The organism is Rhizobium sp. PP-CC-3G-465 (assembly GCF_004343445.1).
Lineage (GTDB): Bacteria > Pseudomonadota > Alphaproteobacteria > Rhizobiales > Rhizobiaceae > Ferranicluibacter > Ferranicluibacter rubi.
The window spans coordinates 210489-234622 of sequence record NZ_SLYH01000005.1; the positions used below are offsets into that span (position 1 = coordinate 210489).

Here is a 24134-nt window from a genome sequence, read left to right on the forward strand (position 1 = left end):
GGGCGTTCCCGTCGTGAATTTTTATTCACTCTTAGCGGTTGCCGGGTCCAGCGTCGAGCGGGCGACCGCGTCATTCCACGTTTTGAGCCGTTCGGGAGCATCATTGGTGACCGGCGCTATCGGCACCGTCTGCCGGGGCAGGGCGGAAATGGCGTCGAGGTCCGGAAAGATGCCGAGCGACAGGCCGGCAAGGTAGGCGGCGCCGAGCGCTGATGCCTCAGGCGCCTCGCACTGGATGACCGTGTGGCGCAGCGTGTCGGCGACGCATTGCATGAGGAACCGGTTCTGGCTCGGGCCGCCATCGACATAGAGCGCGCCAATGACGCCGTCGCTCTGCGTCTTCATGGCCGAGACGACATCATGCACCTGAAAGGCGATGGAATCGGTGACGGCACGGGCCATCTGCGCCCGGCTGGTGCTGAAATTGATTTGCGAAAACAGCGCACGGGCGTTCGAATCCCAATAGGGCGCGCCAAGGCCGACGAAGGCCGGCACGAAACCGGGACCGCCCGGCTCGGCGGTGGCGGCGAGATCGATCAGGGCTGCGACGTCGGCAAGGCCGAGAATGTCGGTCATCCAGGGGAGGCTTGCGGCGGAGACGAGGATGTTGCCTTCGAACGCGAAGGTCGGCTTGCCGGCGATCCGCCAGGCGACCGTCGTCGTGATGCCGTTGCGCGGCGCGATGTATCCGGCAAGGGTGGTCATGATCGACGATCCCGTGCCGAAGGTCACCTTGCCGTCGCCCGGCTGGAATGCGCCATGGCCGAAAAGGGCCGCATGACTGTCGCCGATCGCCGCGCGGATCGGCGTGCCGTCGGCAATGCCGGGCACGCCGGATGTCCTGCCGAAATCGGCGGAACTGTCACGCACCTCCGGCAGGACGCCGGGATCGACGCCGAAAATGCTGCAGAGTTCCGTGCTCCAGACCTGTGCATTCAGGTCGAAGAGCTGGCTTCGCGCCGCGTTCGATGCATCGCAGGCATGCGTCCGCCCGCCCGTCATGCAGTGGATGAGCCAGCTGTCGATGGTGCCGGCCCGGACGCTGCGGCCGTGCGGCACGCGGTCCAGCAGCCAGCGGAATTTCGCGCCGGGAAACATCGGGTCGAGCGGCAGGCCGGTGATCTGCTGCACGCGGTCCAGATGCCCCTCGCGCGTCAGCCGCTCGCAATCCGGCGCCGTACGCCGGCACTGCCAGCTCAAGACCGGGCCGAGCGGCTCGCCCGTCCCGGCGTCCCAGACGGTCACAGATTCGCGCTGGTTGGAAATGGCGATGGCCTCGATAGTCGCGTCCGGCGCGGCGTTCAGGCAGGCGGCGATTGCCTCGCAGACCGAGGCCCAGAGCCTCGCCGGATCCTGCTCGACCCAGCCGGGCTTCGGGTAGCTGATGCCGACCGGGGCGGACCCGCGGGCGAGAACCTCGCCCTTCAAGGACACGAGCACCGCCTTCGAATTGGTGGTGCCCTGGTCGATCGCCAGTATCGCCTGCATTCTCTCACTCCTCACCATAGAAAATGCCGGGGCGGCGATGGAAACGCGCCCCGGCTTGAAGATTGTCCGTCTTTACTTGCGCTTGATCACACCTTCCGCGGCATCTGCGATCGCCTCCGGCGCCATGCCGAATTCGTTCAGCAGGAATTCTGCCGAGCCCGTGGGTGCAAAAATGCCGGGAACGCCGAGGCGCTTCATCGGGACCGGTGCAAGGTCGACGACAACCTCGGCCACGGCCGAGCCGAGACCACCGAAGGTCGAATGCTCCTCGGCCGTAACGATCGCGCCGGTTTCGCGGGCAGCCGCAACGATCGCGTCCTCATCCATCGGGCGAACCGTCGCAAAGTTGAGGACACGGGCGCTGATGCCGCGGGACGCCAGGATCTCGGCCGCCTTGACCATGCGGTGCGTCAGCGTGCCATTGGCGATCAGCGTGACGTCGGAACCCTCGCGCAGAAGATTGGCCTTGCCGACCTCGAAGACATGATCTTCGGGAAGCAGATCGGGAACGCCGACGCGCGACAGGCGCAGGAAGCAGGGTCCCTGATACTGCGCCGCCCATTCGACGGCGGCCGCCGTTTCAATATGGTCGCAGGGTGCGATGACCGGGAGATTGGGCAGGACGCGCGTCCACGCGAAATCCTCGATCGAATGATGCGTCGGGCCGAGGTCGCCATAGGCCATGCCGGAGGAGATGCCGACGAGCTTCACATTGGCATTGGAATAGGCGATGTCGGCCTTGATCTGCTCCAGAGCGCGCCCCGTGAGGAAGGGTGCGGCCGCACAGACGTAGGGAATGCGTCCGCCATTAGCGAGCCCCGCGGCCACGCCGATCATGTTCTGCTCGGCAATGCCGACATTGATCAGCCGCTCGGGAAACTTCGCCTTGAAGCCGCCGAGTTTGGAGGAGCCGACGGAGTCGTTGCAGACGACCACGATCGTCTCGTCTTCCGCCGCGAGGCGCTCCAGCGTGGCGGCGAAGGCGTCGCGGCAGTCGTGCAGCTTCTGGGATGGGACATGCGCGTTCATTAGAGGGCCTCCGACAGTTCTTTTACGGCGATCTCGTATTGTTCCTTGTTCGGAACCTTGTGGTGCCAGTCCACGGTATCCTGCATGAACGAGATCCCGTGACCCTTGTTGGTATGCGCGACGATGCAGTGCGGGCGTGTGCCGCGATGTTCGAGAGCCGCAACCACCTCGCTCATGGCATTGCCGTTGATCTCCGTGACCTCCCAGCCGAAGGCTTCAACCTTCGGGCGGAGCGGCGCAAGGCCATTGGTGTCGGCGATGGAGGCGCCCTGCTGAAAACGGTTATGGTCGATGAGGAGCGTCAGGTTGTCGAGGCCGAAATGCGCGCCGGCCATGATGGCTTCCCAGTTCGAACCTTCCTGCATCTCGCCGTCGCCGGTGACGACATAGGTGTGGTAGGACGCGCCCGAAAGCTTTGCGGCCTTCGCCATGCCAACCGCGACCGGCAGGCCGTGGCCGAGCGGACCGGTATTGGTCTCGACGCCGGGCACCTTGTTGCAATTCGGATGGCCGTTGAGGCGGGAATAGGGCTTGAGAAAGGTCGAGACCTCTTCTTCCGGGATGAAGCCGCGCTTGGCGAGCGTTACATAGAGCGCGCAGGCGGTGTGGCCCTTCGACAGGACGAAGCGATCTCGATCCGGATGCTTCGGCTGGTCGGGCCAGACCTTCAGGACGCGGAAATATAGGGCCGTCAGCACGTCGATCACCGACATTTCCCCGCCGATATGTCCGGCGCCTGCTTCGAACACGGCTTGCAGATCCCGCAGCCGGATTTGGCGCGCGACGCGCTCAAGATCTTTAATCTCCATCATTTCCTCGCCTGAATAAATATGCATGTAGTGATATTCTTGCATAGATGCCTGATTAGTCAACCCCCGTTCAACCGGCATGCATGTTGCACCGCAGCGATAAATCCGGTTGACACCTAAGTCATCGCTTGATAGTGAATTTTCCGGCAGGAGTGAATATTTATTCTATTTGGATTGTGGGTTTTGCCTGCGACATGCGTGAGGAGGAATGATGGTGGCGCTCGACATCAACGGACAGGCCCGGCCGTCCGGCACGTGGCGGAAGAAACTCAGTGGCGCGACGGGTCCCCTCGTCGGACTTCTCGCCCTCTGCATCTTCCTCGGCTTCAGCACCGATGCCTTCTTCTCGCTGCGCAACGGCCTGAACATTCTCGACCAGATCACCGTGATCGGCATCATGGCCGTCGGCATGACCTTTGTCATCCTTATCGGCGGCATCGATCTCTCGGTCGGCTCGGTTCTGGCGCTCTCCATGATGGTCATGGGCTGGACCGCGAACATTGCCGGCCTTCCCTTAAGCCTTGCCATTGCCGTGGCGCTCGTCGCATCCGCCGTCAGCGGTCTCATCGTCGGGCTTCTGGTGACGGTCTTCCGGGTTCCCGCCTTCATCGCCACGCTTGCGATGATGTCGGCCGCCCGGGGCGTCGCCAACATGATCACCGACGGCCAGCAGATCGTCGGCTTCCCCGAATGGTTCATGATGCTCGCGATCGATCGCCATTTCGGCGTTCTCACGGCCACCGTGTTCCTGATGCTCTTCGTGGTGCTGATCGCCTGGCTGTTCCTGCACTATCGCGCCGAAGGCCGCATGCTCTATGCCGTCGGCGGTAATCCGGAGGTCGCGCGGCTTGCCGGTATCAATGTCCAGCTGGTCACGATCGGGGTCTATGTGGTCAGCGCCGTGCTGGCAGGCTTGGCCGGCATCGTCCTTGCGGCCCGCCTCGACTCGGTCCAGCCCTCCAGCGGCTTCGGCTATGAGCTCGACACGATCGCCGCGGTCGTCATCGGCGGCACGTCCCTTTCGGGCGGGGCCGGCGGCATCGGCGGCACGCTGATCGGCGTCCTCATCATCGGCGTCCTGCGCAACGGTCTCAATCTGCTCAACGTCTCGCCCTTCCTGCAGCAGGTCATCATCGGCGTCGTCATCGTGCTTGCGGTGGGAGCTGAAACCATGCGTCGGCGGCGCGCTTAACCCGGATAACCGGTGGGACGGCCACAGAAATTCCCCTCCGAGATGTTTGGAGCGGAGCCTATGCCCCAGGGGTGGAGGATTACCCCCCGGGTTCTATCAACAACGGAGGAACGACCATGACATTTGCACGCACTCTTCTGACATCGGCGGCCATTCTCGGTCTGACGCTCGGCTCGGCACACGCCGCCGAAGTCAAGAAGATCGGCCTTGCCGTCGCCAACCTGCAGGCGAACTTCTTCAACCAGATCAAGCAGTCCGTCGAAGCCGAAGCCAAGAAGCGCGGCATCGAGGTCGTGACCGTCGACGCCAAGGGCGATGGCCCGACGCAGGTCAACCAGATCCAGGACCTTCTGACGCAGAACATCGACGCGCTCATCTACATTCCCGCAGGTGCCGCCGCCGCCACGGTTCCGGTCAAGCTTGCCAAGGCTGCCGGCGTGCCGGTCATCAATATCGACCGAAACGCCGAGGGCGCGCCGGGCGACACGTTCCTGGCAACCGACTCCGTCTCTTCGGCAAAGAGCGTCTGCGACTACATCCTCAAGGAAGCCGGCGGCAAGGGCGACATGGTCATCATCCATGGCCAGAAGGGCACGACGCCGGAAGTCGATCGCTCCAAGGGCTGCGCCGAAGCGCTGAAGGCCTATCCTGAGGTCAAGATCGTCGCCGAGCAGTATTCCAACATGTGGGCCCAGGACGAGGGCTTCCAGATCATGCAGAACATGCTGCAGGCCAACCCGAACGTCTCGATCGTCTTTGCACAGGCCGACGGCCTCGCGCTCGGTGCGGCGCAGGCGATCAAGGTTGCCAACCCCTCGCAGAAGGTCGTCGTCGGCGGCTTCGACGGTGACACGGCGGCGCTCGAAGCGCTCGGCAAGGGTGTCTTCAACGTCACGGCCACACAGCAGACCCAAAAGATGGGCCGTGACGCCGTCGAGAACGCGGTGAAGATCGTGGCCGGCGAAAAGGTGCCGCCGGTGCAGCTGCTCGATGCGACGCTGACCACCAAGGAAAACGTTGCCGAGTTCATCGCCAACCATCCCTGATAGCGTCGCGACGGTAGGAGGAAGTGCGCCATGACCCAACCGGTTCTGTCACTCAGAGGCATCTCGAAACACTACGGACCGCTCCAGGTGCTCAGATCCGTGAGCCTGGACGTTCATCCGGGGGAAGTCGTGGCACTTCTCGGTGAGAATGGAGCCGGAAAGTCGACGCTGTCGGGCATTATTGCCGGATCGCGGGCGCCTTCCGAGGGAACGATGACGTGGCTGGGGCAGCCTTATGCCCCGGCCACACCACGCGAGGCGATCGACAAGGGCGTCGTCCTCATCCATCAGGAGCTGAAACTCCTGCCGCAGCTTTCCATCGCGGAAAACGTCTTCATCGGGCGCTGGCCGACGCGCAATGGCGCCATCGATCGTGCCCAGATGGAGCGCCGCGCGCAGGAGCAGCTCTCGCGCCTCAACCTGCATATCCCGGCCTCCCGCAAGGTGGCCGGCCTGTCCACCGCCAACCAGCAGCTGATCGAGATCGCGAAAGCCCTGGCGCTCGATGCCAAGCTCCTGATCCTCGACGAGCCCACAGCGGCACTCGGCGGTGCCGAGACCGAGGCCCTGTTCGAGCAGGTTCGCAAGCTGCGCGCCGAGGGCGTCGGCATCATTTACATTTCGCACCGCATGGAAGAGATCAAGCAGATCACCGACCGCATCGTCGTGCTTCGCGACGGCGAGCGCGTGCAGGAATTTGCCGACAGCGCGACGCCGGTGCGCACGGTAGTGGAGAGCATGGTCGGGCGCTCGCTTGATCGTCTGTTCCCGCCCGTGCCGACACCGACCGAGCGCCCCGTGCTGCAGGTGTCGAACCTTACCTCGGCCGTTAACGCCTTCCGCGATGTCAGCTTCGAGGTGCGCGCCGGGGAAATCCTTGGGATTGCCGGCCTCGTCGGCGCCGGCCGCACGGAGCTTGTCCGCGCGATTGCGGGTGCCGATCCCGTCAAGGCGGGCACGATCCGGCTCGACGGGCAGGTGCTGAAGCTGCGCGATCCGGCAGACGCGATCGCCAAAGGCATCGTGCTCGTGCCGGAGGATCGCAAGGACCAGGGGCTGGTCGTCGCCCACAAGATCAGCGAAAACCTGATCTACGCCAATCTGGACAAGCTCGGCGGCCGCTGGATCACGGCCGGGGTCAAGAAGGCCTTCGCCGAGAAGGCCATCGCGAAATTCAACGTCAAGGGACGTGCCGAGCAGCATGCGTCCGATCTCTCGGGTGGCAACCAGCAGAAGATCGTTATCGCCAAATGGCTGATGCGCGATCCGAAGGTGGTCGTTCTCGACGAACCGACACGCGGCATCGACGTCGGCGCACGCGCCGGCATCTACGACATCATCGTCAACCTCGCCTGGCAGGGCGTCGCGGTCATCGTCGTCAGCTCCGACCTCGAGGAGGTGCTTGGCGTCTCCAACCGCATTCTCGTTCTTGCCCAGGGCAACCAGGCCGGCATTCTCAACCGCGAACAGGCCAATGACGTCTCCGTCATGGAACTCGCAACGATCTGATGAACCATAGAAAGGAAGAGCGGTGTCCGACATCACTCTGAACGCCCCTAAGCTGTTCGATCTCACAGGCCACGTCGCACTCGTCACGGGTGCGGGAAGCGGCATCGGCCAGCGCATCGCCATCGGTCTCGCCCAGTGCGGCGCCGATGTCGCGCTGCTTGACCGGCGCACCGACGACGGCCTTGCCATGACGGCCAGCCACATCAAGGCGGCAGGTCGCCGGGCGATCGAGATCGCCGCCGACGTCACCAGCAAGACCTCGCTCGCCGACGCCGTGGCCCGCATGGAGGCCGAACTCGGCAACCTGTCGCTCGCCGTGAACGCCGCCGGCATCGCCAATGCGAACCCGGCGGAGGACATGGACGAGGACCAGTATCAGACCCTGATGGACATCAACCTCAAGGGCGTCTTCCTCTCCTCCCAGGCAGAAGCGCGCGCGATGCTGAAGCATGGCCGCGGCGCGATCGTCAACATCGCCTCCATGTCGGGCGTCATCGTCAATCGCGGCCTCAGCCAAGCGCACTACAATGCCTCTAAGGCCGGCGTGATCCACATGTCGAAGTCGATGGCGATGGAATGGGTCGATCGCGGCATCCGCGTCAACACGATCTCGCCGGGCTACACCGCGACGCCAATGAACACGCGGCCGGAAATGGTGCACCAGACGAAGCTGTTCGAGGAGCAGACGCCGATGCAGCGCATGGCCAAGGTCGACGAGATGGTCGGCCCCGCCGTCTTCCTCCTGTCGGATGCGGCAAGCTTCGTCACGGGTGTCGATTTGCTCGTCGATGGCGGCTTCTGCTGCTGGTAGCAGCCGGTCGGTAGGTAAAACAGCGGTTTCGGCACCTCCCTGACGAGACCGCGGGCGGATCGTGCGTCAAGCGACGTTGCCGCGCGATCCGCTTTTTTCATGCGCAGGCGGTCGGTCTGGCGGGTGGGGGGAGAAGCGCGCGGACGAACCGGGCGCGAAGTTCATACGGAGGAGGATTCCATGAAGCGTTTCGACAACAAGACGGTCGTGATCACAGGCGCAAGCCGCGGCATCGGTGCGGCGATCGCTGCCCGCTTCGCTCGCGAGGGCGCGAATCTCGTCGTTTCGGCGAATGAAGACCGCGTGCACGGCGTCGCCGAGGAAATCGTCAAGGCGGGCGGCAAGGCCATCTCCTTCGTCGGCGACGTCACCAGCAAGGCGAGCGTCATCGCCCTCTACGATGCGGCCGAGGCTGCGTTCGGGTCGGTCGACGTGTCCATCCAGAATGCCGGCGTGATCACGATTGCCCGCGTCGAGGACCTTTCGGAAGACGACTGGGACAAGGTGATGGCCGTCAACACCAAGGGCGTGTTCCTCTGCGCCCAGGAAGCCATCGCCCGCATGCGCAGGCACGGCTGTGGCGGCCGCATCATCAACACGGCCTCGGGCCAGGCGCGCGACGGCTTCATCTACACCCCGCATTACGCCGCCTCCAAGATGGGCGTCGTCGGCATCACCCAGAGCCTTGCCAAGGAGGTCGCGACCGACCGCATCACCGTCAACGCCTTCTGCCCCGGCATCATCGAGACCGATATGTGGGCCTATAACGACGAGGCTTGGGGCAAGCTGCTCGGCACCTATGCGCCCGGCGAACTGATGAAGGAGTGGGTCGAAGGCATTCCGATGAAACGCGCCGGCTCCGGCGAGGACGTCGCCGGTCTCGTCACCTTCCTTGCGAGCGACGACGCCGCCTACATCACCGGGCAGACCATCAACGTCGATGGCGGCCTCATCATGTCCTGACGCCGCCGGCGCTTGGAGGTTGGACGACCGAACCATTTCTCGGAATGCACCGCGAATACCGGGCCTTTGGCATGCCGCTAGGTGTTTGGCGGAGCGCAGGAGGTGCCGATGACGAGTTTCGGGATGGCGATGTGGGTGCGCGGGGGAAGGCTGACGCCGCCGCGGTGCGTCATGCGCTCGATGAGGAAGTTGGCGGCGACCCGGGCCAGTTCCTCGACCGGTTGCGCGGCGATGGTCAGCCGTGGTTTTAAGACATTGCTCCAGGGCACGTCATCGACGCCCGTCAAGGAAATCTCCTGCGGGCAACTGAAGCCGAGATCGTTGATCGCCTGAAGGGCGCCCAGCGCCATGAGGTTGCTGGCGGTGACCAGCGCCGTCGGGCGCTGCGGCAGGGACAACAGGCGGACGACCTGATCATAGGCCTTCTCGCCGCTGAAATCCGCGACGATCTCCATGGCGGGCTCGACAGGCAGGCTGGAGGCCGCCATGGCATCGCGAAAGCCCTGGCGTCGCAGTGCCGCCGTCCACTGGCGGGGATCGCCACCGATAAACGCGATGCGACGATGGCCCATGCGAATGAGATATTCCGTCAGCATGGTCGTTGCCAGCGCGTTGTCCGAGCTGACGAAATCGAGGTTCGCGCCGTCCACGTTCTGGTCTATCAGGACGACCGGCATATCGAGCTTTCGCAGAAACGCCGCGAAATTCGGGTCGTTGGTCATCGGCGCCATCAGAATGCCGCCGACCCGGTGGCGCCGCAGCTGATCGAGCGTCGCGCGTTCCCGCTCGGCATGGGAGGCGGTTTCCACCACGATCACCATGTGGTCCGTATCCGACAGAATGCTGTCGACCACGCGCAGCAGGCGGCTGAAAAACGGGTTGCCGATGTCGCCGAGCACGAGACCGATCAGCTTGCTGTGTCCGCGTTTCAAGCTCTGGGCCAGAACGTTGGGCTTGTAGCCGACCGCCTCGCTGGCTTCCAGCACACGCTTCAGCGTTTCCGCGCTGACCGGACCGGTACCGTTCATGGCGAGCGAGACCGTCGAGATGGCCACGCCCGCCTTCTTTGCCACGTCCCTTATGGTTGCCATGCGTCACCTCGTTAGCCGAGCCGGTTCGCCTGCTCCTGCGGTCGCTCCGGAATGCCGGTTGTCGGGTCTGCGGAATGAGGCTCAGGCAGTTTTGTTTGTTCGATCTATTTTGATCGATGTTCGATGCTTGCGCCCTTAATTTAGGCATGCTTAATTCGTAGTCGAAACGGTTCGATCAATCAAGTGAGACCGCTATGTCGGCCATGGAGCGAGCATGAAGACGTTTTTGGAAAGACCCATTCATCTCCTGGCGTTCGCCGCCGGCTTGCTGTGCGCCGTGCCGGCCGCTCTGGCGCAGGACGTTACGCTGAAGATGTGGACGCTCGATAACCCCGGCTATCCGGAATTCATCGCGCAGGCGGCGGAGGCGTTCAAGAAAACGCATCCGGGCATCACGATCGAGCACCAGACCTTTCCGGGTGACGCCTACAAGACGAGTTTGCCCGTGGCCCTGGTCGGGTCGGACGCGCCGGATGTGTTCTTCAACTGGTCGGGCGATGCCGCCAAGCGGCTGGTGCGCGACGGTCTGGCGCTCGACATCACCGACGCCGCGATGGCCAAGGGTGGTTTCGGCACGGAACTGGGCGAGGGGCTGCTGGATGCCTTCCGGTATGACGGCAAGCTCTATGGCGCGGCGGCCGATGCGGTCAGCAAATACGTCTTCTACAACAAGGACTATTTCGCGGCGAACAAGATCGCCCTGCCGAAGACGATGAGCGAGCTTGCCGGCGTCTGCAAGGCGGTGCGCGCCATCGATCCCGACACGGTTCCCATGCCGCTTGGCAACAAGACGCGCTGGAAGGCGATCCACTGGATGACCATGCTGAACGAGCGGGTCATGGGTGTCGATGGCACGGCGGGCGATTACGATCTGTCGCGACCGGCGGATGCGCTGTTTACCGATCCGGGCTATGCGCAGGCCTTCGGGGAACTGATCAAGCTGCAGGACGCCGGTTGCTTCGAGGAGGCGCCGAACGCCACCGAATACACCGTCGCGGACGCGATGTTTGCCACGCAGGCCTCGCCGATGGAGTTCTGCGGCACCTGGTGCACGGCGGGGCTCGATGCGGCAGGCTTCACCAATTACGGCTTCTTCCGCCTGCCGCTCGTCGAAGGCGGCAAGGGCGATGCCGGTGCCAACTTCCTGGTGCCCGAGGGCTTCCAGGTGTCGAGCAAGACGCAGCACGCGAAGGAGGCTGTCGAATGGATCAGCTTTCTCGTATCGCCCGAACAAGGCGCCAAGTTCGCCGAGCTGACGAAATTCCTGCCGTCGAACCCGAAGATGATCGACAGCGTGGCGGGCGCCACGCCCCAGTTCAAGGCGATCGTGGCCGACATGGGCACCTTCACCCGCGGGGTCAACGTGCTGGACGTGCTGCTCGAGGCCAGCGTGGCCGACGCCTATCTCAACGCAACGGTCGAGGTTCTCAACCGCACCGTGACGCCGGCAGACGCCGTGGCGCAGATCCGCCAGACGGCCCTTGCCGCCCAGGCAAAGCTGCCGGCGAAGTAAGCGGCAGGCGGGGAGGGAGCGCGCGATGACAGATGTGACGCAACAGGGGCCTCTTTCGCCGCGTGGGCGGCGGGACATGCTGAGCGGGGCTATGCTCCTTCCGGCGCTGGCCCTGGTCAGCCTCTTCATTCTCGCGCCCGCCGTCTACGCGATCGTGGGGTCCTTCTTCGAATTCACCATTACCTCGCGCAACTGGGTGTTCGTCGGCTTTGGAAACTATGTCCGGGCGGCCGGCGACCCTGTGTTCTGGACGGCCCTTCGCAACAATGCCTTCCTGATCGTCGGTTCGGCCATCACGCAGGTGGGTCTGGGGACGATCCTTGCCGCCATTCTCGACCGTGGCGTCCGGCGCGGCAACGCGATCTACCGCACCATCATCTTCATGCCGGTGGTGGTGTCCTCCATCGCGGTCGCCTTCGTCTGGATCCTCATTCTCGATCCGAATGTCGGGCCGCTGAATGCCATCGTCAAATCGCTGGGCATGCGCCCGCCGAAGCTCGGCTGGCTTGGCGATCCCCAGATCTCGCTCTGGATGTTGCTGGTGATCGCCGCGTGGCAGAATGTCGGCTTCCAGATGATCCTCGTTCTCGCTGGTCTTCAAAGCATTCCGAAGGAGCTTTACGAGGCCGCGGCGCTCGACGGAGCCAAGGGGCTTCGCGCCTTTCGCTACATCACCCTGCCGGGCATCCGCAACGTGCTGATCGTCGGCACGCTGATCACGGTGGTCGGAGGGCTGAAAGTGTTCGATCTCGTTTTCGTTACCACCGGCGGCGGTCCGGCCAACGCCACGCAGGTGCTGGGGACCTACAGCTATCTGCAGGCTTTCCGGCTCGGCAATATGGGCTATGCCAATGCGATGTCGGTGGTGCTTCTGGCCATTGCCGTCCTGTTCGGCTGGCTGCAACTGCGCCTGTCGCGCAAGGCATGAGGGAGATGCATCCATGACCTCCCGCTATCGTCTCGTATCGATCGGCCTTCACCTCGTCATGTCCGTCTGGACGCTGTTCGTGCTGGCGCCGCTCTGCCTGATGTTCGTCGCCGCCTTCAAGTCGCAGGCAGACATCTTTACCCGGCCGCTCGGCCTGCCGAGAACCCTGAGCTTTGCCGCCTTCGAGCGGGCTTGGGGCATCGGCATCGGCGGCTTCCTGTTCAATTCGGTGGTCGTCACCGCGCTGTCCGTCACGCTGATCGTCGTGGTCAGCGCGCTCGCCGCCTATGTTCTGGCGCGCGCATCGTCGCGGCGGATGCAGGCGTTGTACCTCCTGATCGTCGCGGGCTTCGCCGTGCCGGTGCAGAGCGTTCTCGTGCCGCTCTACCAGTTCGTCTCCGCCGCCGGGCTGCTCAATTCGCAGATCGCCATCGTCATTCCCTATGCCGCCTACGGCATCCCGTTCACCACCATGCTGTTCTACGCGTTCTTTCTGGAGTTCCCGCGCGAACTGGAAGAAGCGGCGCGGCTCGATGGATGCAGCCGGTTCCAGGTGTTCTGGCGCATTGTGCTGCCGCTGTCCGGCCCGGTCGTCGCCAGTGCGGCGATCTTCCAGGCGGTGTTCAACTGGAACGAATTTATTCTCGCCCTGATGCTGCTCACCGAAACGAGGGTGCGCACTCTGCCTGTGGGTATCTACGGGCTGATCGGCCAGTACAGCGCGGACTGGCCGGCGCTGATGGCCGGCCTCGCCATCGCCACCGTTCCGCTGCTGATCGTCTTCGTGGCCGCCCAGCGTCATTTCGTCCGCTCGATGTCCGGTCTCGGAAAATAGGATCGCCTCATGCCCAGCCTGCAGATCGACACCGTCGTCAAATCCTATGACAGTTTCACCGCCATCAAGGGCGTGAGCTTCACCGCCGAACCCGGCGAGTTCATCGTCATGGTCGGCCCGTCCGGCTGCGGCAAATCCACTTTGCTGCGTTCCATCGCCGGGCTCGAGACGATCACCTCCGGTGCCATCCGCATCGACGGTCGCGACATCACCCATGCCGAGCCGTCGGACCGTGGCGTGGCCATGGTGTTTCAGAACTATGCGCTCTATCCGCATATGACGGTGGCCGAGAACATGGGGTTCGCCCTGAAGATGGCTGGCCGGCCGAAGACGGAAATCGCCGCCGCCGTGGCGAAAGCCGCAAAAATCCTGCGGATCGAGGAGCATCTTCACAAGACGCCCAAGCAACTGTCCGGCGGGCAGAAACAGCGTGTCGCCATCGGCCGCGCCATTACCCGCGCGCCCGACGTGTTCCTGTTCGACGAACCCCTGTCGAACCTCGATGCGGCCTTGCGCTCGCAGATGCGCGTCGAGCTTGGCCGGCTGCATGCCGAGCTCAAGGCGACGATGGTCTATGTGACCCACGACCAGACGGAGGCCATGACCATGGCGACGCGGATCGTGGTGATGAATGCCGGCCTGATCGAACAGGTCGGCTCGCCGCTCGATCTTTACAATCGCCCGCGAAACCGCTTCGTCGCCGGCTTTCTCGGTTCTCCGCGCATGAACTTCATCAAGGGCCGGATCGTTGCTGCCGGCGGGCGGACTGTGACGATTATGGCCGAAGGGCTGACGATGCCGATCCAGCTTCAGATCGAGCCGGATGCGGATGTGCCGGCCGTGGGCGACGTTGTTACGCTGGGTTTACGTGCCGAGACGTTCGGCACTGGCGCACCCGGCCAGATCGCCGTTCCCGCCCGCGTGGCGGTGGTGGAAAGCCTTGGCCGGGAAACGCTGATCTATGCCGATGCGGGGAACCTGCGAACATTCGATTCCGAGTCGCAGGACGGTTATCTCGCCGCCCATCGCTCAAGCCAGGTGATGCTGCGGCCGGGCGATCCGCTGACGCTGTCGATCGATCCCGCCGCCTTCTACCTGTTCGACCGCAACGGAGAGACGCTGCGGTTTCCACCCGTTTCCTCCTGAGCCGCGCGGAAAGCCACCGCCGTTCCCCCCACACACATTCAAGCCATCGAGGCCCCATGCGCTTTCGCCAGATCCATCTCGACTTCCACACATCTCCCCTCATCGACGGCGTCGGATCCCGCTTCGATGCGACGGCCTTTGCCAGCACCTACCGGGCGGCGCATGTGGATTCGGTCACGCTGTTCTCGAAATGCCATCATGGCCTGTCCTATCACCCGACAGAGATCGGTCGGATGCATCCGGGCCTCGGCTTCGACCTCCTGCGCGGGCAGATCGACGCGCTGCATTCCGTCGGCATCAAGGCGCCGGTCTATCTCTCGGCTGCCTGGGACGAGCATGCCGCGCAGACGCATCCCGAATGGCGTATCGTTTCGCCGGACGGCACGCTGCCACAATCGCGCAACGAGCCGACCGGCTGGGCTTTTCTCGATTTCTCCACCCCCTATCTCGACTATCTCTGCCGTCAGGTGGAGGAGGTCATGCGCCTTTACGGCGACGGCGACGGCATCTTTCTCGACATCTCCTTTCAGATGCCGACCGTCTCCACCGCGGCACGTGCGAAAATGGATGCGCTCGGGCTCGACTGGACCCGCCCCGCCGACCGGGAAACCTTCCTCGATCGCTCCACGGAGGCCTATTACGAGGCTGTGAAGGCGGCCGTGCGGCGGCACGATCCCGCCATGCCGCTGTTCTTCAACTCCGGCCATGTCCGGCGCGGCCAGCGCAAGCATTACCGCCAGTTCTACAGCCATCTGGAGCTGGAATCCCTGCCGACGGCCGGCTGGGGTTACGATCATTTCCCCTTGAGCGCGCGCTATGTCGATCCCATCGGCTTCGACTTTCTCGGCATGACGGGCAAGTTCCATTTCACCTGGGGCGAGGTCGGCGGCTACAAGCGGCCGGAGGCTCTGGTCTATGAATGCGGCGCGATGCTTGCGCACGGCGCGCGGTGCTCGATCGGTGATCATCTCCACCCGACCGGCGCGCTCGATCCCTCCACGATGGCGATCATTGCGCCGGCCTATCGCTTCGTGGAAGAGCGCGAACCCTGGTGCCTCGGTTCGGTCAACCGCGCGGATATCGGTCTGCTTTCGCTCCAGTCGGTGGAAACGCCGGCCGCCGGCGGTGGGTCGGATCGCGACAGCGTCGCGGATGACGGCGCGTCCCGCATCCTGCTGGAGGCGGGCCTGACCTTCGACGTGCTCGATCTCGACAGCGATTTCTCGTCCTACCGGCTGCTGATCCTGCCCGACGCCGTTCCGGTGGACGATGTTCTCCGGGTGCGCATTGAGCACTATGCGGCCAATGGCGGCAAGGTGCTCCTGACCGGGCGCAGCGGCGTCGATCCGGAACGCGGCTTCGTGTTCGATCTCGGCGCCCGCTGGCACGGGACATCGCCGATGACGGGCGGCGACTATCTCCTGCCGATCGCGCCGCTGCAGGCTGACGGTATCGACCAGCCGATGTTCATGTATCAGCCGTCCGAGCGGATCACGGTAACGGACGGCCTGTCGCTCGGCGCGGTCCACGAGCCCTATTTCGACCGCACGCCGCGACATTTCTCAGGCCACATCCATGCGCCCAGCCGCCCGGAAGCCTCGGCCTATCAGGCGGGCGTGCAGAAAGGCAATTTCGTTTATCTCGCCCATCCGGTCTTCAGCATCTACCATCAGGTGGGCGCGGTGCGCATGCTGGAAATGGCCGAGAGCGCCATCGCCTTTGCGCTTGGCGACGGCAAGCTGATCTCGACCAGCCTGCCGCGTGCCGGCCGGGTGACCGTGCGCCATCAGCCGGAACAGGCGCGCGACGTCATCCATTTGCTGCACGCGACGCCCGCGCTGCGCGGCCAGCTCTGGGAGGCCAATATCCAGCCGATCCAGGACATCACGCCGCTGTTCGACATCGCCGTTTCGCTGAAGACCGTAAGGCCGGTATCCACGGTCCGCAGCGTGCCGGACGGCGATGATCTCTCCTTCACGGAAGCGGACGGCATCGTCCATTTTACGCTGCCGCGTATGGATGGGCATGCGATGATCGAGGTCTCCTATCGGCGCTGAAATCCGTTGGTAGGCGATCCAGATAAAGCGTTGCTGCCCGATATGCTGGTTGACTTCAGCGGGGGTCGGTAAGGGCTCCTGCGGGCTGCGCTTCAGCGAAGGACCCGGACGTTATGGCATGTCGCCTTCCTTTGTGGGACGTGCCGTCGAGCCGCATTTATCGTGCCACGTAACACGGGAGGACATTACGACGGCATTCGGTTTTGATGGCGCGTCGGGGGAGGGTGGCTTATAGGACGTTGCCACCCCGGATGGCGTCGCTTTGGTCTCGTCCTCGTCCTCGTCCAAGGTCCGGCTCCGTGCAAACGGCAGGGTGATGTCACGCAACCGTGTTTTCCAGCAGGCAAGAGAGTGATGACGACAGAGAGCCTACCCTCCAATATCTATGCGATCGCCGATATCCACGGACGCGCCGATCTTCTTGATGTCATGCTTGCCTCTATCGCAGAAGACGCGGCGGTCCATGGTTCGAAGCCGGTAGTGATCTTCCTGGGCGACCTCATCGATCGCGGGCCCGACAGTCCCAAGGTCATCGATCAGGTCCGTGCGACACTGGACCTCTATCCGGGCTCCCGGCTCATTCTGGGCAATCATGATTTCTTCCTGCGGGAGCTTCTGCGTGGCACCCTCACATCCGAGGATGCCGTCAACTGGCTGGACTGGGGAGGCGTCGCCACTCTGAGCGCATATTCCGACCGGCCGGTGCCCGATCTTGCAAATATCGCCGCCGACATCCGCCGTGACTTTCCGCACCATGTCGATGTGCTGGAAAACGCTCTGACATTCAAGGAGATCGGCCGCTTCTGTTTCGTTCATGCCGGAATACGCCCCGGCATCGAGTTGATTGACCAGGATGAATATGACTTGCGCTGGATCAGGGCCGGCTTTCTCGATCACCTGGATGTGTTTCGCCATATCGTCCTGCATGGCCACACGATCACAGCATCGCTGCGACCCGAAATTCATTCCAATCGCATCGCACTGGACACGGGAGCCTACCGATCCGGCCGGCTGAGCGCCGCCGTCATCCGGGACGATGAACTTTCACACTTCCTCTGCACCGAGCTGACGGAAGAGGGTGCCATACGCATTGGCGAGTGGCGACCCGAATAAAGGATTCCCTATGCGCAAACTCATCTCAGTCGTTCTGGTCGCTGTCCTCGCGGCCACGGCATTTATCGGTCTACGCTGGTACCGGTATGTTTCGAACACGAGTTCGCCCTATGACGAGGTCGGTATCGAGATCAACAGCCGCCTGCCGGCATCGTTGAGCAAATGGGGCTGCGACAAGCTTCATGTCACATTTGGTAACGTGCCCCCGCCTTACGGCTGCGGTTCGACCGATGGAAATACGTGGCGATGATGGGATGACAGTACCGAAGTAGGTCTTGCCCATCCCCGCTCCTGGGCCTCCAGCTTCCCGGATGACGAAGATGTCTGGACGTTCGCGCTTTCCGCTCAGGAACGGGCCTCCTGAGCGGATTGCAGTCGCGAGGGAGACCTTCGGAAGCTAATGTGTCGCGCCCGAACCACCAGCGGCCACCACCGCAAACGGCTGGCCTTCGACCGGGATCGTGCGGACCTCCTTGAATGTCTCAACATCGATCAACCGCACGAGGCCGTGACGCGGGTCGGTGATGGCGATGTGGTCGCCGGCCACCGCAAGGCGCGGTCGCGCATCGCGCCAATGGCCGTCCTTGCTGTAGGGCTCGGTGACCGCCGCCGACCTCGTGATGGCGCCATCAACGACATCGAGGAGATGAAGCCTGCCATCCTCCGTCAGGATATAGGCATTGCGCGGATGGGCAGGGTCGAGCGCGAAATCGATGCGCCGCAGGGGAAGCTCGATCAGACGATAGGGCGTCTCGGCACCGGGCTCGATCAGCACCACCTTGTCCTCTCCGTAATTGCCGAGGAAGAACTGCATGGACGTGCCCCCGAGCAAGGTGGAAACCTTGCCCTCCGGCAGATCCTTTCCATAGGGCAGCATGTCGAGTTTCGGTCCGTCGATGCCGCCCGGCTGCGCGATCAGCACGCCTTCTGCGCAACCGAAGGCGACGAGGCGCGCGGATGTCGCTTCACCGTGCAGCCCCGTGCATGTCGCGACATCGCCCACCTGTCGGCCCTCCTCGTCGAGCACGCGCAGGCCGAGGCGCGGTGGCAGTTCGCCCTCCTTGACGGATGCCGTGGTGTCCGGCACGGAGACGAGGAGATGACGGCCCATCGGCACGGCAACGCCATGATGTGCGGCCGTCGTGTCGAACGTTTTCAGATCGACCTTGCCCTCCAGCAACCCGCTTTCGGTCACGAGATCGGCCTTGCCGCCACGGTCGTAAAACACCGCCACCCTGTCGCCACGCGTCACGACATGGCCCGGTTTTTCGCCGCTGATCGCAGTGTCCAGCAGCTTGGTGTCCCCGACCTCGATGTCGCGGTGCTCGCCATGGTCGGAGAGCGCGATGCCGGTATCGATGACGTTGACGACATTCTGGTCGCCCTGGATGGCAAAGACGGTGCGGCCGCTATCGCTGAGCGAAAGTGCTGCATAGCCCTTCAGATCGAAGCGGCCGATCTCTTTGTCGGTACCAAGGTCGATCGCGCGAACGACCGGCTGTGTGTGATCGGCGACGAAGAGCCGCCAGCTCTCGCTTTTCTCTTCCTCGGCACGAAGCGCAAGCGGTGCGGCGAGGGTCGCGAGAAGGGTGGTGGCCAGAAACATGGCTTTGCGGGAGCGGAACATCGGATATCTCCTGTAATACGGATAGGGTCGGGATGGCGTCTCGGGCTGAGGGAATGCGGGCTTTCCGTTGCTCAGGATGCCTTGCGTTCCCAAAGCGTGAAGGGATCGGCCAGCTTTCGCCAAAGGCTTGGACAGAACGTCTCAGCATCAACCAGGCACGCATCGAGATCGGCGCGGATCGTCGTCTCGTCCATCGGATCCGCGCCGATGAACACGATCTCCTGACGCCGGTCGCCCCAGGTCGGGTCGAGATACGGTTCCATCATCTGCAGGAAGCCGGGGTCGCGTGGCCATTGCGCCTTCGGTACGGCGGACCACCACGCCCCCATCCGGCTTGTTCGGACGAGCGCACCGGCCTGGCTGATCTCGCCGACATGGTCGGGACGCGTCGCGAGCCAGAAGAAGCCCTTCGCCCGGACGACGCCCGGCCACGCGCGGTCGATGAAGCGCTGGAAGCGTGTGGGATCGAAGGGACGGCGCGCGCGGTAGACGAACGAGCGGATGCCGTATTCCTCCGTTTCCGGAACATGGTCCTTGAAACCGTGCAACTCCTTGAACCAGAGCGGATGCTGTTCGGCCTTCGCAAGGTCGAAGCGACCCGTGCCCAGCACATCGTTGAGATCGACCTGACCAAAATCGGTTTCGATCAGCTTCGCATCGGGATTGAGGGCGGTGATGATCTTGCGGGCCGCATCGCGGTCTTCCGCGGTGGCGGTGCTCACCTTGTTCAGCACCACCACGTCCGCGAACTCGATCTGTTCGACCAGAAGATCGATGACGGTGCGGTTATCGCCTTCGCCCGCCGTGTCGCCGCGATCGGCGAGGAAATCGGCGGAGCTGTAATCGGCCAGCAGACTTGCGGCACTGACCACCGTCACCATGGTGTCGAGCTGTGCCACGTCCGACAGGCTACGGCCGTCCTCGTCGCGAAAGTCGAAGGTGGTGGCGACGGGCAAGGGTTCTGCGATGCCGGTGGATTCGATCAGCAGATAGTCGAACCGCCCCTGTTCGGCGAGCGCCCGCACTTCCTTCAACAGGTCGTCGCGAAGCGTGCAGCAGATGCAGCCATTGGTCATCTCCACAAGCTGCTCTTCCGTGCGCGACAGGTTCGCCCCGCCGTCACGCACCAGCGCGGCGTCAATGTTGACCTCGCTCATGTCGTTGACGATCAGCGCAACGCGCAGCCCCTGACGGTTGGAAAGGATGTGGTTCAACACCGTCGTCTTGCCGGCTCCAAGGAAGCCGGAGAGAACCGTGACAGGAAGTTTCTTGGCCATAATCGCGTCCATCCAGTTTTGTAACGTTATTTAGTTACGTATGCCGGAATACGCGATGGACGGTCAAGACGGTTTGGTCAAATTTTATCGCTCGTGGCGGTCGATACGGAGATCAGGCGCGGAATGAGCGCATCAGCACACGCATCTGCATCGAGACGCGCTGGGCGAACGCCGTCGTGGAGACGATGCCCGATCGCTCAAGGTGAACACGCGCAATTTTATAGTGGCCGTCAATAAACGCTTCTTTCAACGGAGCAACCTTGCTCTACTTGCATGTTACCGCTAGCAGATAAGCTTGACTGCGCTGTAATTGGAGAGTGCCATGATTGGCGACGAACATCAGAATGCACCGACTGACGTATCCGGGGATGTGCAGGACACGGACGTACAGCCATCAGATGACGGCGGCCGTAAAGCCCGGAAAAGGACACCCAAGAAGGTCCCGAGCGAAAAGCCCGTCACGCGCCAGATCCGGCGTCACACGCCCTCGGAACGCGCGGAAAAGATTCGCCGCATCGAAGACAGCCTTGCAAAGGACGGTCTTTCGCTGAAGGCTGCCGTTGAAGCCGTCGGAATCTCGGATCAGACCTATTACCAATGGAAGCGTGCAGAAAAGCCCGCAGACGTCTCCTCAACGCTCTCGGCATCCTCAGTACCTTCGGTATCCTCGCCATCCGCTACACCACCGGCCTCGGTCGGGAGCGAACTGGCCGAACTCATCAAGCTTGAAGAAGAGAACCAGAGACTGCGTCGGTTGCTCGGCGAGAAGCTTCGGGCGGAGAACGCCGAACTGCGTCGACGCCTCGAACTGGATTGACACGCGTCATGCGAAAAACCCAACCTAATTTTGTGGTGGAATACAAAGGCGGTCGGCGCCAGAAATCGTCGCCGAAGACGTCGATATGGGGAGCTGTAGACTTCACCAAGCTCACAAGCGAGATCGAATATGATCTTCCCCCTGAGGTGCGGAGCGACGTTGCCGACATAAACAACGGCGGCGGCCAGCATCCGGCCGAACATCACATGCCAAACAAGGATCTCGTTGCGGCGGACGTCGAGATCGGCGGCCGACCAGCCTCGTTAGCAGAGCCGTCGTTGACGAGCGATGTTGGTGGTGAAAGACGCGGCCGCATTCTGGAAGCTGTGCACACGCAAAGCGAAGAGATAGCCTCACCCGCGTCAGAACATCGTGTCCTTGAGCATGGATCGGATGGCGAGCCGAGACCCGAGGACCACCAGCATGGTCCAATGTTCGTATCTCGGGATGGCAGCGAACCTGCACTGTCAGCAGAGCCAGTTTCGCGACGGCAATTGGCGGCTCTCGAGAGTGAGAATAGAGAGCTCAAAAGGCTTCTTGTAGAAAGACTTACGGAAGAAAATCACTGTCTTGAGAAAATGCTGGAGCGATTCTTGGATTAGTGCGTCTTTTGCGGGAGCGAAGGCGAGCGTGTTCAGCGGTTAGAGCTGGAGCTTGCCGTTCTTGAACCCTGACAGCCTGCACCACATGCGGCGACAAGCGCAGGCTTGCTGCTGAGCGCATTCACGCCCAAACAATGGCCTTTCCATCACCGTCTAGCCGAACGTACCTATGACGTCCGTTAGACGAACTGTGATGTCCTCGAAATGCAGGTGACTACTTTTCGTATGGAAAAGCTGTCTTGAATTCATGTCAGCGCGATGGCAAAGCGTACTGATACAATATATCCTAAAAATAGGGGTATTAATTAGATATTCCGCATATATTACTATGATGAAAGCCCGAAATATTGGAGGGGAAATTCCTTAATTTCATATCTTCTCAAATAAAACGAAATTTTAAGCATCTTTATTTAATCTCATCCACAGTTCGGGTCGCGATTGCTTGGTGGTCCGCAAAGCAAACTGACGAGGGTGAATACGTGTTTGGGATATCGAAAATTGCTGGCATGCAGCGCGAAGCGATGAAGTCGATTACGGCGAACATCATGATCGCGGATGTCGATCTCAATATTCGTTACATGAACAATGCGGTGACGGATCTGCTGAAGGAAGCGGGGCCCGACCTGAAAAAGGAACTGCCACGGTTCGATTTCGACAAGTTGATCGGTAGCAACATCGATATTTTTCATAAGAACCCGTCTCACCAGCGCAATATGCTCGCGGCTCTCAAGACCCAGCACCGGGCAACGATCTGGATCGGCCACCGGGCCTTCGATCTGATCGTCACGCCGCTGACCAACGGGGCGAAGACGACCGGCTTCGTCGTCGAATGGAGCAATGCTAGGGAACGACTGCAGAATCTGGATTACCAAGCGCAGATGGTTGCCATCAGCCGCTCTCAGGGTGTCATCGAATTTACGACGCAGGGAGAGATCGTATCGGCGAACGCCAACTTCCTGAAAGCCATCAATTACAGCATGGATGAGATCAAGGAGCGCCCGCACAGCATTCTGGTGGAGCCGGGTTACGCGCAGTCGCCGGAATACAAGGCGTTCTGGGACGCGCTGCGACGCGGCGAGGTGCAGTCTGCCGAATTCACCCGATATGCCAAGAACGGCAAGGCGATCTTCATCAACGCGTCCTACAACCCGATCCTCGATGCCAAGGGAAAGGTCACCAAGGTCGTCAAGTTCGCGACCGATGTAACCGAGCGGGTGGAGGCCGTGAGTGCCATCGGCGAAGCCCTGACGAAGCTTGCGAATGGTGACCTCTCGTTCAGCCTTGATCAGCCGTTCGCATCCGACTTCGAAAGCCTTCGCAGCACGATGAACGTGGCTCTCAGCCAGATGCGGAACACGCTCGGCGCCGTTGCCCGGTCAACTGCCCAGATCGATATGGGGACGCGCGAAATCAGCCAGAGCGCCGAGGATCTCTCCAGGCGCACGGAGCAGCAGGCAGCGTCCCTTGAGGAAACGGCAGCAGCGCTCGATCAAATCACCGTCAATGTCTCCAACGCCGCCAAGCGTGCGGAAGAGGCGCGTCGGTCTGCCTCGACGGCCAGTCAAAATGCCGAACGCTCGGGCAATGTCGTGGCCGATGCCGTCGGTGCCATGTCGCGCATCGAAGCATCCTCGAACCAGATCTCCAACATTATCGGCGTTATCGACGAGATCGCGTTCCAGACCAACCTGCTCGCGCTGAACGCCGGTGTCGAAGCGGCGCGTGCGGGCGAAGCGGGCAAGGGTTTTGCCGTTGTCGCCCAGGAGGTGCGCGAGCTTGCGCAGAGGTCCGCGCAAGCGGCAAAGGAGATCAAGGAGCTGATCCGCAATTCCTCAAGCGAGGTCAGCACCGGCGTCAAGCTGGTCAGTGAGACAGGAGAGTCTCTGCAGACGATCCGGAGCAACATCGTCGTCGTCAACGAGCACATGGAGGCGATTACCAGCTCCGCGCGCGAACAGGCGACCGGCTTGTCCGAGGTGAACGCAGCCGTCAACCAGATGGACCAGGTGACACAGCAGAATGCGGCAATGGTCGAGGAAACCAATGCAGCCAGCGCCACGCTTGCGCAGGAGACCGCAACGCTGCGCGACCTGATCCGGCACTTTGAACTCGGACAGGACGCGACGAGAACGACCTCCCTTCCGTCGTCGCACTCGGCCTCCTCCTATCAGCGCACAGAGGCTCCCGCGCGGCGGGCATCGATGCGATAGCCACATATCGGCGCGGTTTCGATTTCGCTTCGAACCGCGCCGGCTTCGTTGACTGCCTGCACAGCAATGCC

At 62.5% G+C, this 24134-nt stretch carries 22 protein-coding genes; 15 read left to right on the plus strand and 7 right to left on the minus strand.

Annotated features, from left to right (window positions below; genetic code table 11):
* Positions 1-21: 21 nt before the first annotated feature.
* The 3 genes from C8J33_RS18640 to C8J33_RS18650 all read right to left on the minus strand — a co-directional run bounded on the left by C8J33_RS18640 (position 22) and on the right by C8J33_RS18650 (position 3326).
* Complete coding sequence (locus C8J33_RS18640; protein WP_110801620.1) at positions 22-1488, minus strand: FGGY family carbohydrate kinase; 1467 nt, start codon at positions 1486-1488, stop codon at positions 22-24.
* Between the two features lie 72 nt (positions 1489-1560).
* Positions 1561-2517, minus strand: a complete 957-nt coding sequence (locus C8J33_RS18645) for a transketolase family protein (RefSeq protein WP_110801621.1) — start codon at positions 2515-2517, stop codon at positions 1561-1563.
* Positions 2517-3326 carry a transketolase gene (locus C8J33_RS18650; protein WP_110801737.1) on the minus strand — a complete coding sequence of 270 codons (810 nt, stop codon included), beginning with the start codon at positions 3324-3326 and terminating at the stop codon, positions 2517-2519. The genes C8J33_RS18645 and C8J33_RS18650 overlap by 1 nt, the downstream gene beginning before the upstream one ends.
* A gap of 211 nt (positions 3327-3537) precedes the next feature.
* Here C8J33_RS18650 and C8J33_RS18655 point away from each other — a divergent pair, with 211 nt between their 5' ends.
* From C8J33_RS18655 to C8J33_RS18675, 5 genes are all read left to right on the plus strand, one after another.
* Positions 3538-4518: an ABC transporter permease gene (locus C8J33_RS18655; RefSeq protein WP_110801738.1), complete on the plus strand. Its 981-nt coding sequence runs from the start codon at positions 3538-3540 to the stop codon at positions 4516-4518.
* Between the two features lie 116 nt (positions 4519-4634).
* Positions 4635-5564, plus strand: coding sequence for a sugar ABC transporter substrate-binding protein (locus C8J33_RS18660; protein ID WP_092936600.1), 930 nt, complete (start codon positions 4635-4637; stop codon positions 5562-5564).
* 30 nt (positions 5565-5594) lie between these two features.
* A complete protein-coding gene (locus C8J33_RS18665; RefSeq protein WP_110801623.1) occupies positions 5595-7073 on the plus strand; it encodes a sugar ABC transporter ATP-binding protein in 1479 nt (492 codons plus the stop codon).
* A 22-nt stretch (positions 7074-7095) separates the two neighbouring features.
* On the plus strand, positions 7096-7884 hold the full coding sequence (locus C8J33_RS18670; protein ID WP_110801624.1) for an SDR family oxidoreductase: 789 nt from the start codon (positions 7096-7098) through the stop codon (positions 7882-7884).
* A 180-nt stretch (positions 7885-8064) separates the two neighbouring features.
* Positions 8065-8847 carry a glucose 1-dehydrogenase gene (locus tag C8J33_RS18675; protein WP_132665019.1) on the plus strand — a complete coding sequence of 261 codons (783 nt, stop codon included), beginning with the start codon at positions 8065-8067 and terminating at the stop codon, positions 8845-8847.
* A 77-nt stretch (positions 8848-8924) separates the two neighbouring features.
* Here the strand turns inward: C8J33_RS18675 and C8J33_RS18680 are convergent, their stop codons facing one another.
* On the minus strand, positions 8925-9938 hold the full coding sequence (locus C8J33_RS18680) for a LacI family DNA-binding transcriptional regulator (RefSeq protein ID WP_110801626.1): 1014 nt from the start codon (positions 9936-9938) through the stop codon (positions 8925-8927).
* Between the two features lie 214 nt (positions 9939-10152).
* On the opposite strand from C8J33_RS18680, the gene C8J33_RS18685 reads away from it, so the two are divergent.
* The 7 genes from C8J33_RS18685 (at position 10153) to C8J33_RS18715 (ending at position 17780) form a co-directional block, all read left to right on the plus strand.
* The gene (locus C8J33_RS18685) at positions 10153-11451 is read left to right on the plus strand and encodes an ABC transporter substrate-binding protein (protein WP_110801627.1); all 1299 of its coding nucleotides are present in this window, start codon (positions 10153-10155) and stop codon (positions 11449-11451) included.
* A 25-nt stretch (positions 11452-11476) separates the two neighbouring features.
* Positions 11477-12379, plus strand: a complete 903-nt coding sequence (locus C8J33_RS18690; protein ID WP_110801628.1) for a carbohydrate ABC transporter permease — start codon at positions 11477-11479, stop codon at positions 12377-12379.
* Positions 12380-12392: 13 nt separating this feature from the next.
* The gene (locus tag C8J33_RS18695) at positions 12393-13214 is read left to right on the plus strand and encodes a carbohydrate ABC transporter permease (RefSeq protein ID WP_132665020.1); all 822 of its coding nucleotides are present in this window, start codon (positions 12393-12395) and stop codon (positions 13212-13214) included.
* A 9-nt stretch (positions 13215-13223) separates the two neighbouring features.
* Positions 13224-14360 (plus strand): ABC transporter ATP-binding protein, encoded by a 1137-nt coding sequence (locus C8J33_RS18700; protein ID WP_110801630.1) that lies wholly within the window; start codon positions 13224-13226, stop codon positions 14358-14360.
* Positions 14361-14416: 56 nt separating this feature from the next.
* Positions 14417-16417: a beta-galactosidase trimerization domain-containing protein gene (locus C8J33_RS18705; RefSeq protein WP_110801631.1), complete on the plus strand. Its 2001-nt coding sequence runs from the start codon at positions 14417-14419 to the stop codon at positions 16415-16417.
* 354 nt (positions 16418-16771) lie between these two features.
* The gene (locus C8J33_RS18710) at positions 16772-17530 is read left to right on the plus strand and encodes a metallophosphoesterase (RefSeq protein ID WP_165910632.1); all 759 of its coding nucleotides are present in this window, start codon (positions 16772-16774) and stop codon (positions 17528-17530) included.
* Positions 17531-17540: 10 nt separating this feature from the next.
* Entirely contained in the window at positions 17541-17780 is a 240-nt protein-coding gene (locus C8J33_RS18715) for a hypothetical protein (protein ID WP_110801633.1), read from the plus strand.
* A 147-nt stretch (positions 17781-17927) separates the two neighbouring features.
* Here C8J33_RS18715 and aztD read toward each other — a convergent pair whose 3' ends face one another.
* The 3 genes from aztD to C8J33_RS27095 form a co-directional block, all read right to left on the minus strand.
* On the minus strand, positions 17928-19157 hold the full coding sequence (gene aztD / locus C8J33_RS18720) for a zinc metallochaperone AztD (protein WP_422038610.1): 1230 nt from the start codon (positions 19155-19157) through the stop codon (positions 17928-17930).
* Positions 19158-19228: 71 nt separating this feature from the next.
* Positions 19229-20434 carry a zinc metallochaperone GTPase ZigA gene (gene zigA / locus C8J33_RS18725; protein WP_132665021.1) on the minus strand — a complete coding sequence of 402 codons (1206 nt, stop codon included), beginning with the start codon at positions 20432-20434 and terminating at the stop codon, positions 19229-19231.
* 112 nt (positions 20435-20546) lie between these two features.
* Positions 20547-20684 carry a hypothetical protein gene (locus tag C8J33_RS27095; protein ID WP_165910631.1) on the minus strand — a complete coding sequence of 46 codons (138 nt, stop codon included), beginning with the start codon at positions 20682-20684 and terminating at the stop codon, positions 20547-20549.
* A gap of 72 nt (positions 20685-20756) precedes the next feature.
* Here C8J33_RS27095 and C8J33_RS18730 point away from each other — a divergent pair, with 72 nt between their 5' ends.
* The 3 genes from C8J33_RS18730 to C8J33_RS18740 all read left to right on the plus strand — a co-directional run bounded on the left by C8J33_RS18730 (position 20757) and on the right by C8J33_RS18740 (position 24063).
* Positions 20757-21251: a transposase gene (locus C8J33_RS18730; RefSeq protein ID WP_110801635.1), complete on the plus strand. Its 495-nt coding sequence runs from the start codon at positions 20757-20759 to the stop codon at positions 21249-21251.
* A gap of 8 nt (positions 21252-21259) precedes the next feature.
* Positions 21260-21853: a hypothetical protein gene (locus C8J33_RS18735; RefSeq protein WP_110801636.1), complete on the plus strand. Its 594-nt coding sequence runs from the start codon at positions 21260-21262 to the stop codon at positions 21851-21853.
* A gap of 506 nt (positions 21854-22359) precedes the next feature.
* Positions 22360-24063: a methyl-accepting chemotaxis protein gene (locus tag C8J33_RS18740; protein WP_422038613.1), complete on the plus strand. Its 1704-nt coding sequence runs from the start codon at positions 22360-22362 to the stop codon at positions 24061-24063.
* Positions 24064-24134 lie beyond the last annotated feature (71 nt).

Coding starts and splice junctions, on each gene's coding strand:
- C8J33_RS18640 (WP_110801620.1), bottom strand. CDS start 1,488: ATGCAGGCGATACTGGCGATCGACCAGGGCACCACCAATTCGAAGGCG.
- C8J33_RS18645 (WP_110801621.1), bottom strand. CDS start 2,517: ATGAACGCGCATGTCCCATCCCAGAAGCTGCACGACTGCCGCGACGCC.
- C8J33_RS18650 (WP_110801737.1), bottom strand. CDS start 3,326: ATGGAGATTAAAGATCTTGAGCGCGTCGCGCGCCAAATCCGGCTGCGG.
- C8J33_RS18655 (WP_110801738.1), top strand. CDS start 3,538: ATGGTGGCGCTCGACATCAACGGACAGGCCCGGCCGTCCGGCACGTGG.
- C8J33_RS18660 (WP_092936600.1), top strand. CDS start 4,635: ATGACATTTGCACGCACTCTTCTGACATCGGCGGCCATTCTCGGTCTG.
- C8J33_RS18665 (WP_110801623.1), top strand. CDS start 5,595: ATGACCCAACCGGTTCTGTCACTCAGAGGCATCTCGAAACACTACGGA.
- C8J33_RS18675 (WP_132665019.1), top strand. CDS start 8,065: ATGAAGCGTTTCGACAACAAGACGGTCGTGATCACAGGCGCAAGCCGC.
- C8J33_RS18680 (WP_110801626.1), bottom strand. CDS start 9,938: ATGGCAACCATAAGGGACGTGGCAAAGAAGGCGGGCGTGGCCATCTCG.
- C8J33_RS18685 (WP_110801627.1), top strand. CDS start 10,153: ATGAAGACGTTTTTGGAAAGACCCATTCATCTCCTGGCGTTCGCCGCC.
- C8J33_RS18690 (WP_110801628.1), top strand. CDS start 11,477: ATGACAGATGTGACGCAACAGGGGCCTCTTTCGCCGCGTGGGCGGCGG.
- C8J33_RS18695 (WP_132665020.1), top strand. CDS start 12,393: ATGACCTCCCGCTATCGTCTCGTATCGATCGGCCTTCACCTCGTCATG.
- C8J33_RS18700 (WP_110801630.1), top strand. CDS start 13,224: ATGCCCAGCCTGCAGATCGACACCGTCGTCAAATCCTATGACAGTTTC.
- C8J33_RS18705 (WP_110801631.1), top strand. CDS start 14,417: ATGCGCTTTCGCCAGATCCATCTCGACTTCCACACATCTCCCCTCATC.
- C8J33_RS18710 (WP_165910632.1), top strand. CDS start 16,772: ATGACGACAGAGAGCCTACCCTCCAATATCTATGCGATCGCCGATATC.
- C8J33_RS18715 (WP_110801633.1), top strand. CDS start 17,541: ATGCGCAAACTCATCTCAGTCGTTCTGGTCGCTGTCCTCGCGGCCACG.
- aztD (WP_422038610.1), bottom strand. CDS start 19,157: ATGTTCCGCTCCCGCAAAGCCATGTTTCTGGCCACCACCCTTCTCGCG.
- zigA (WP_132665021.1), bottom strand. CDS start 20,434: ATGGCCAAGAAACTTCCTGTCACGGTTCTCTCCGGCTTCCTTGGAGCC.
- C8J33_RS18730 (WP_110801635.1), top strand. CDS start 20,757: ATGATTGGCGACGAACATCAGAATGCACCGACTGACGTATCCGGGGAT.
- C8J33_RS18735 (WP_110801636.1), top strand. CDS start 21,260: ATGCGAAAAACCCAACCTAATTTTGTGGTGGAATACAAAGGCGGTCGG.
- C8J33_RS18740 (WP_422038613.1), top strand. CDS start 22,360: ATGCAGCGCGAAGCGATGAAGTCGATTACGGCGAACATCATGATCGCG.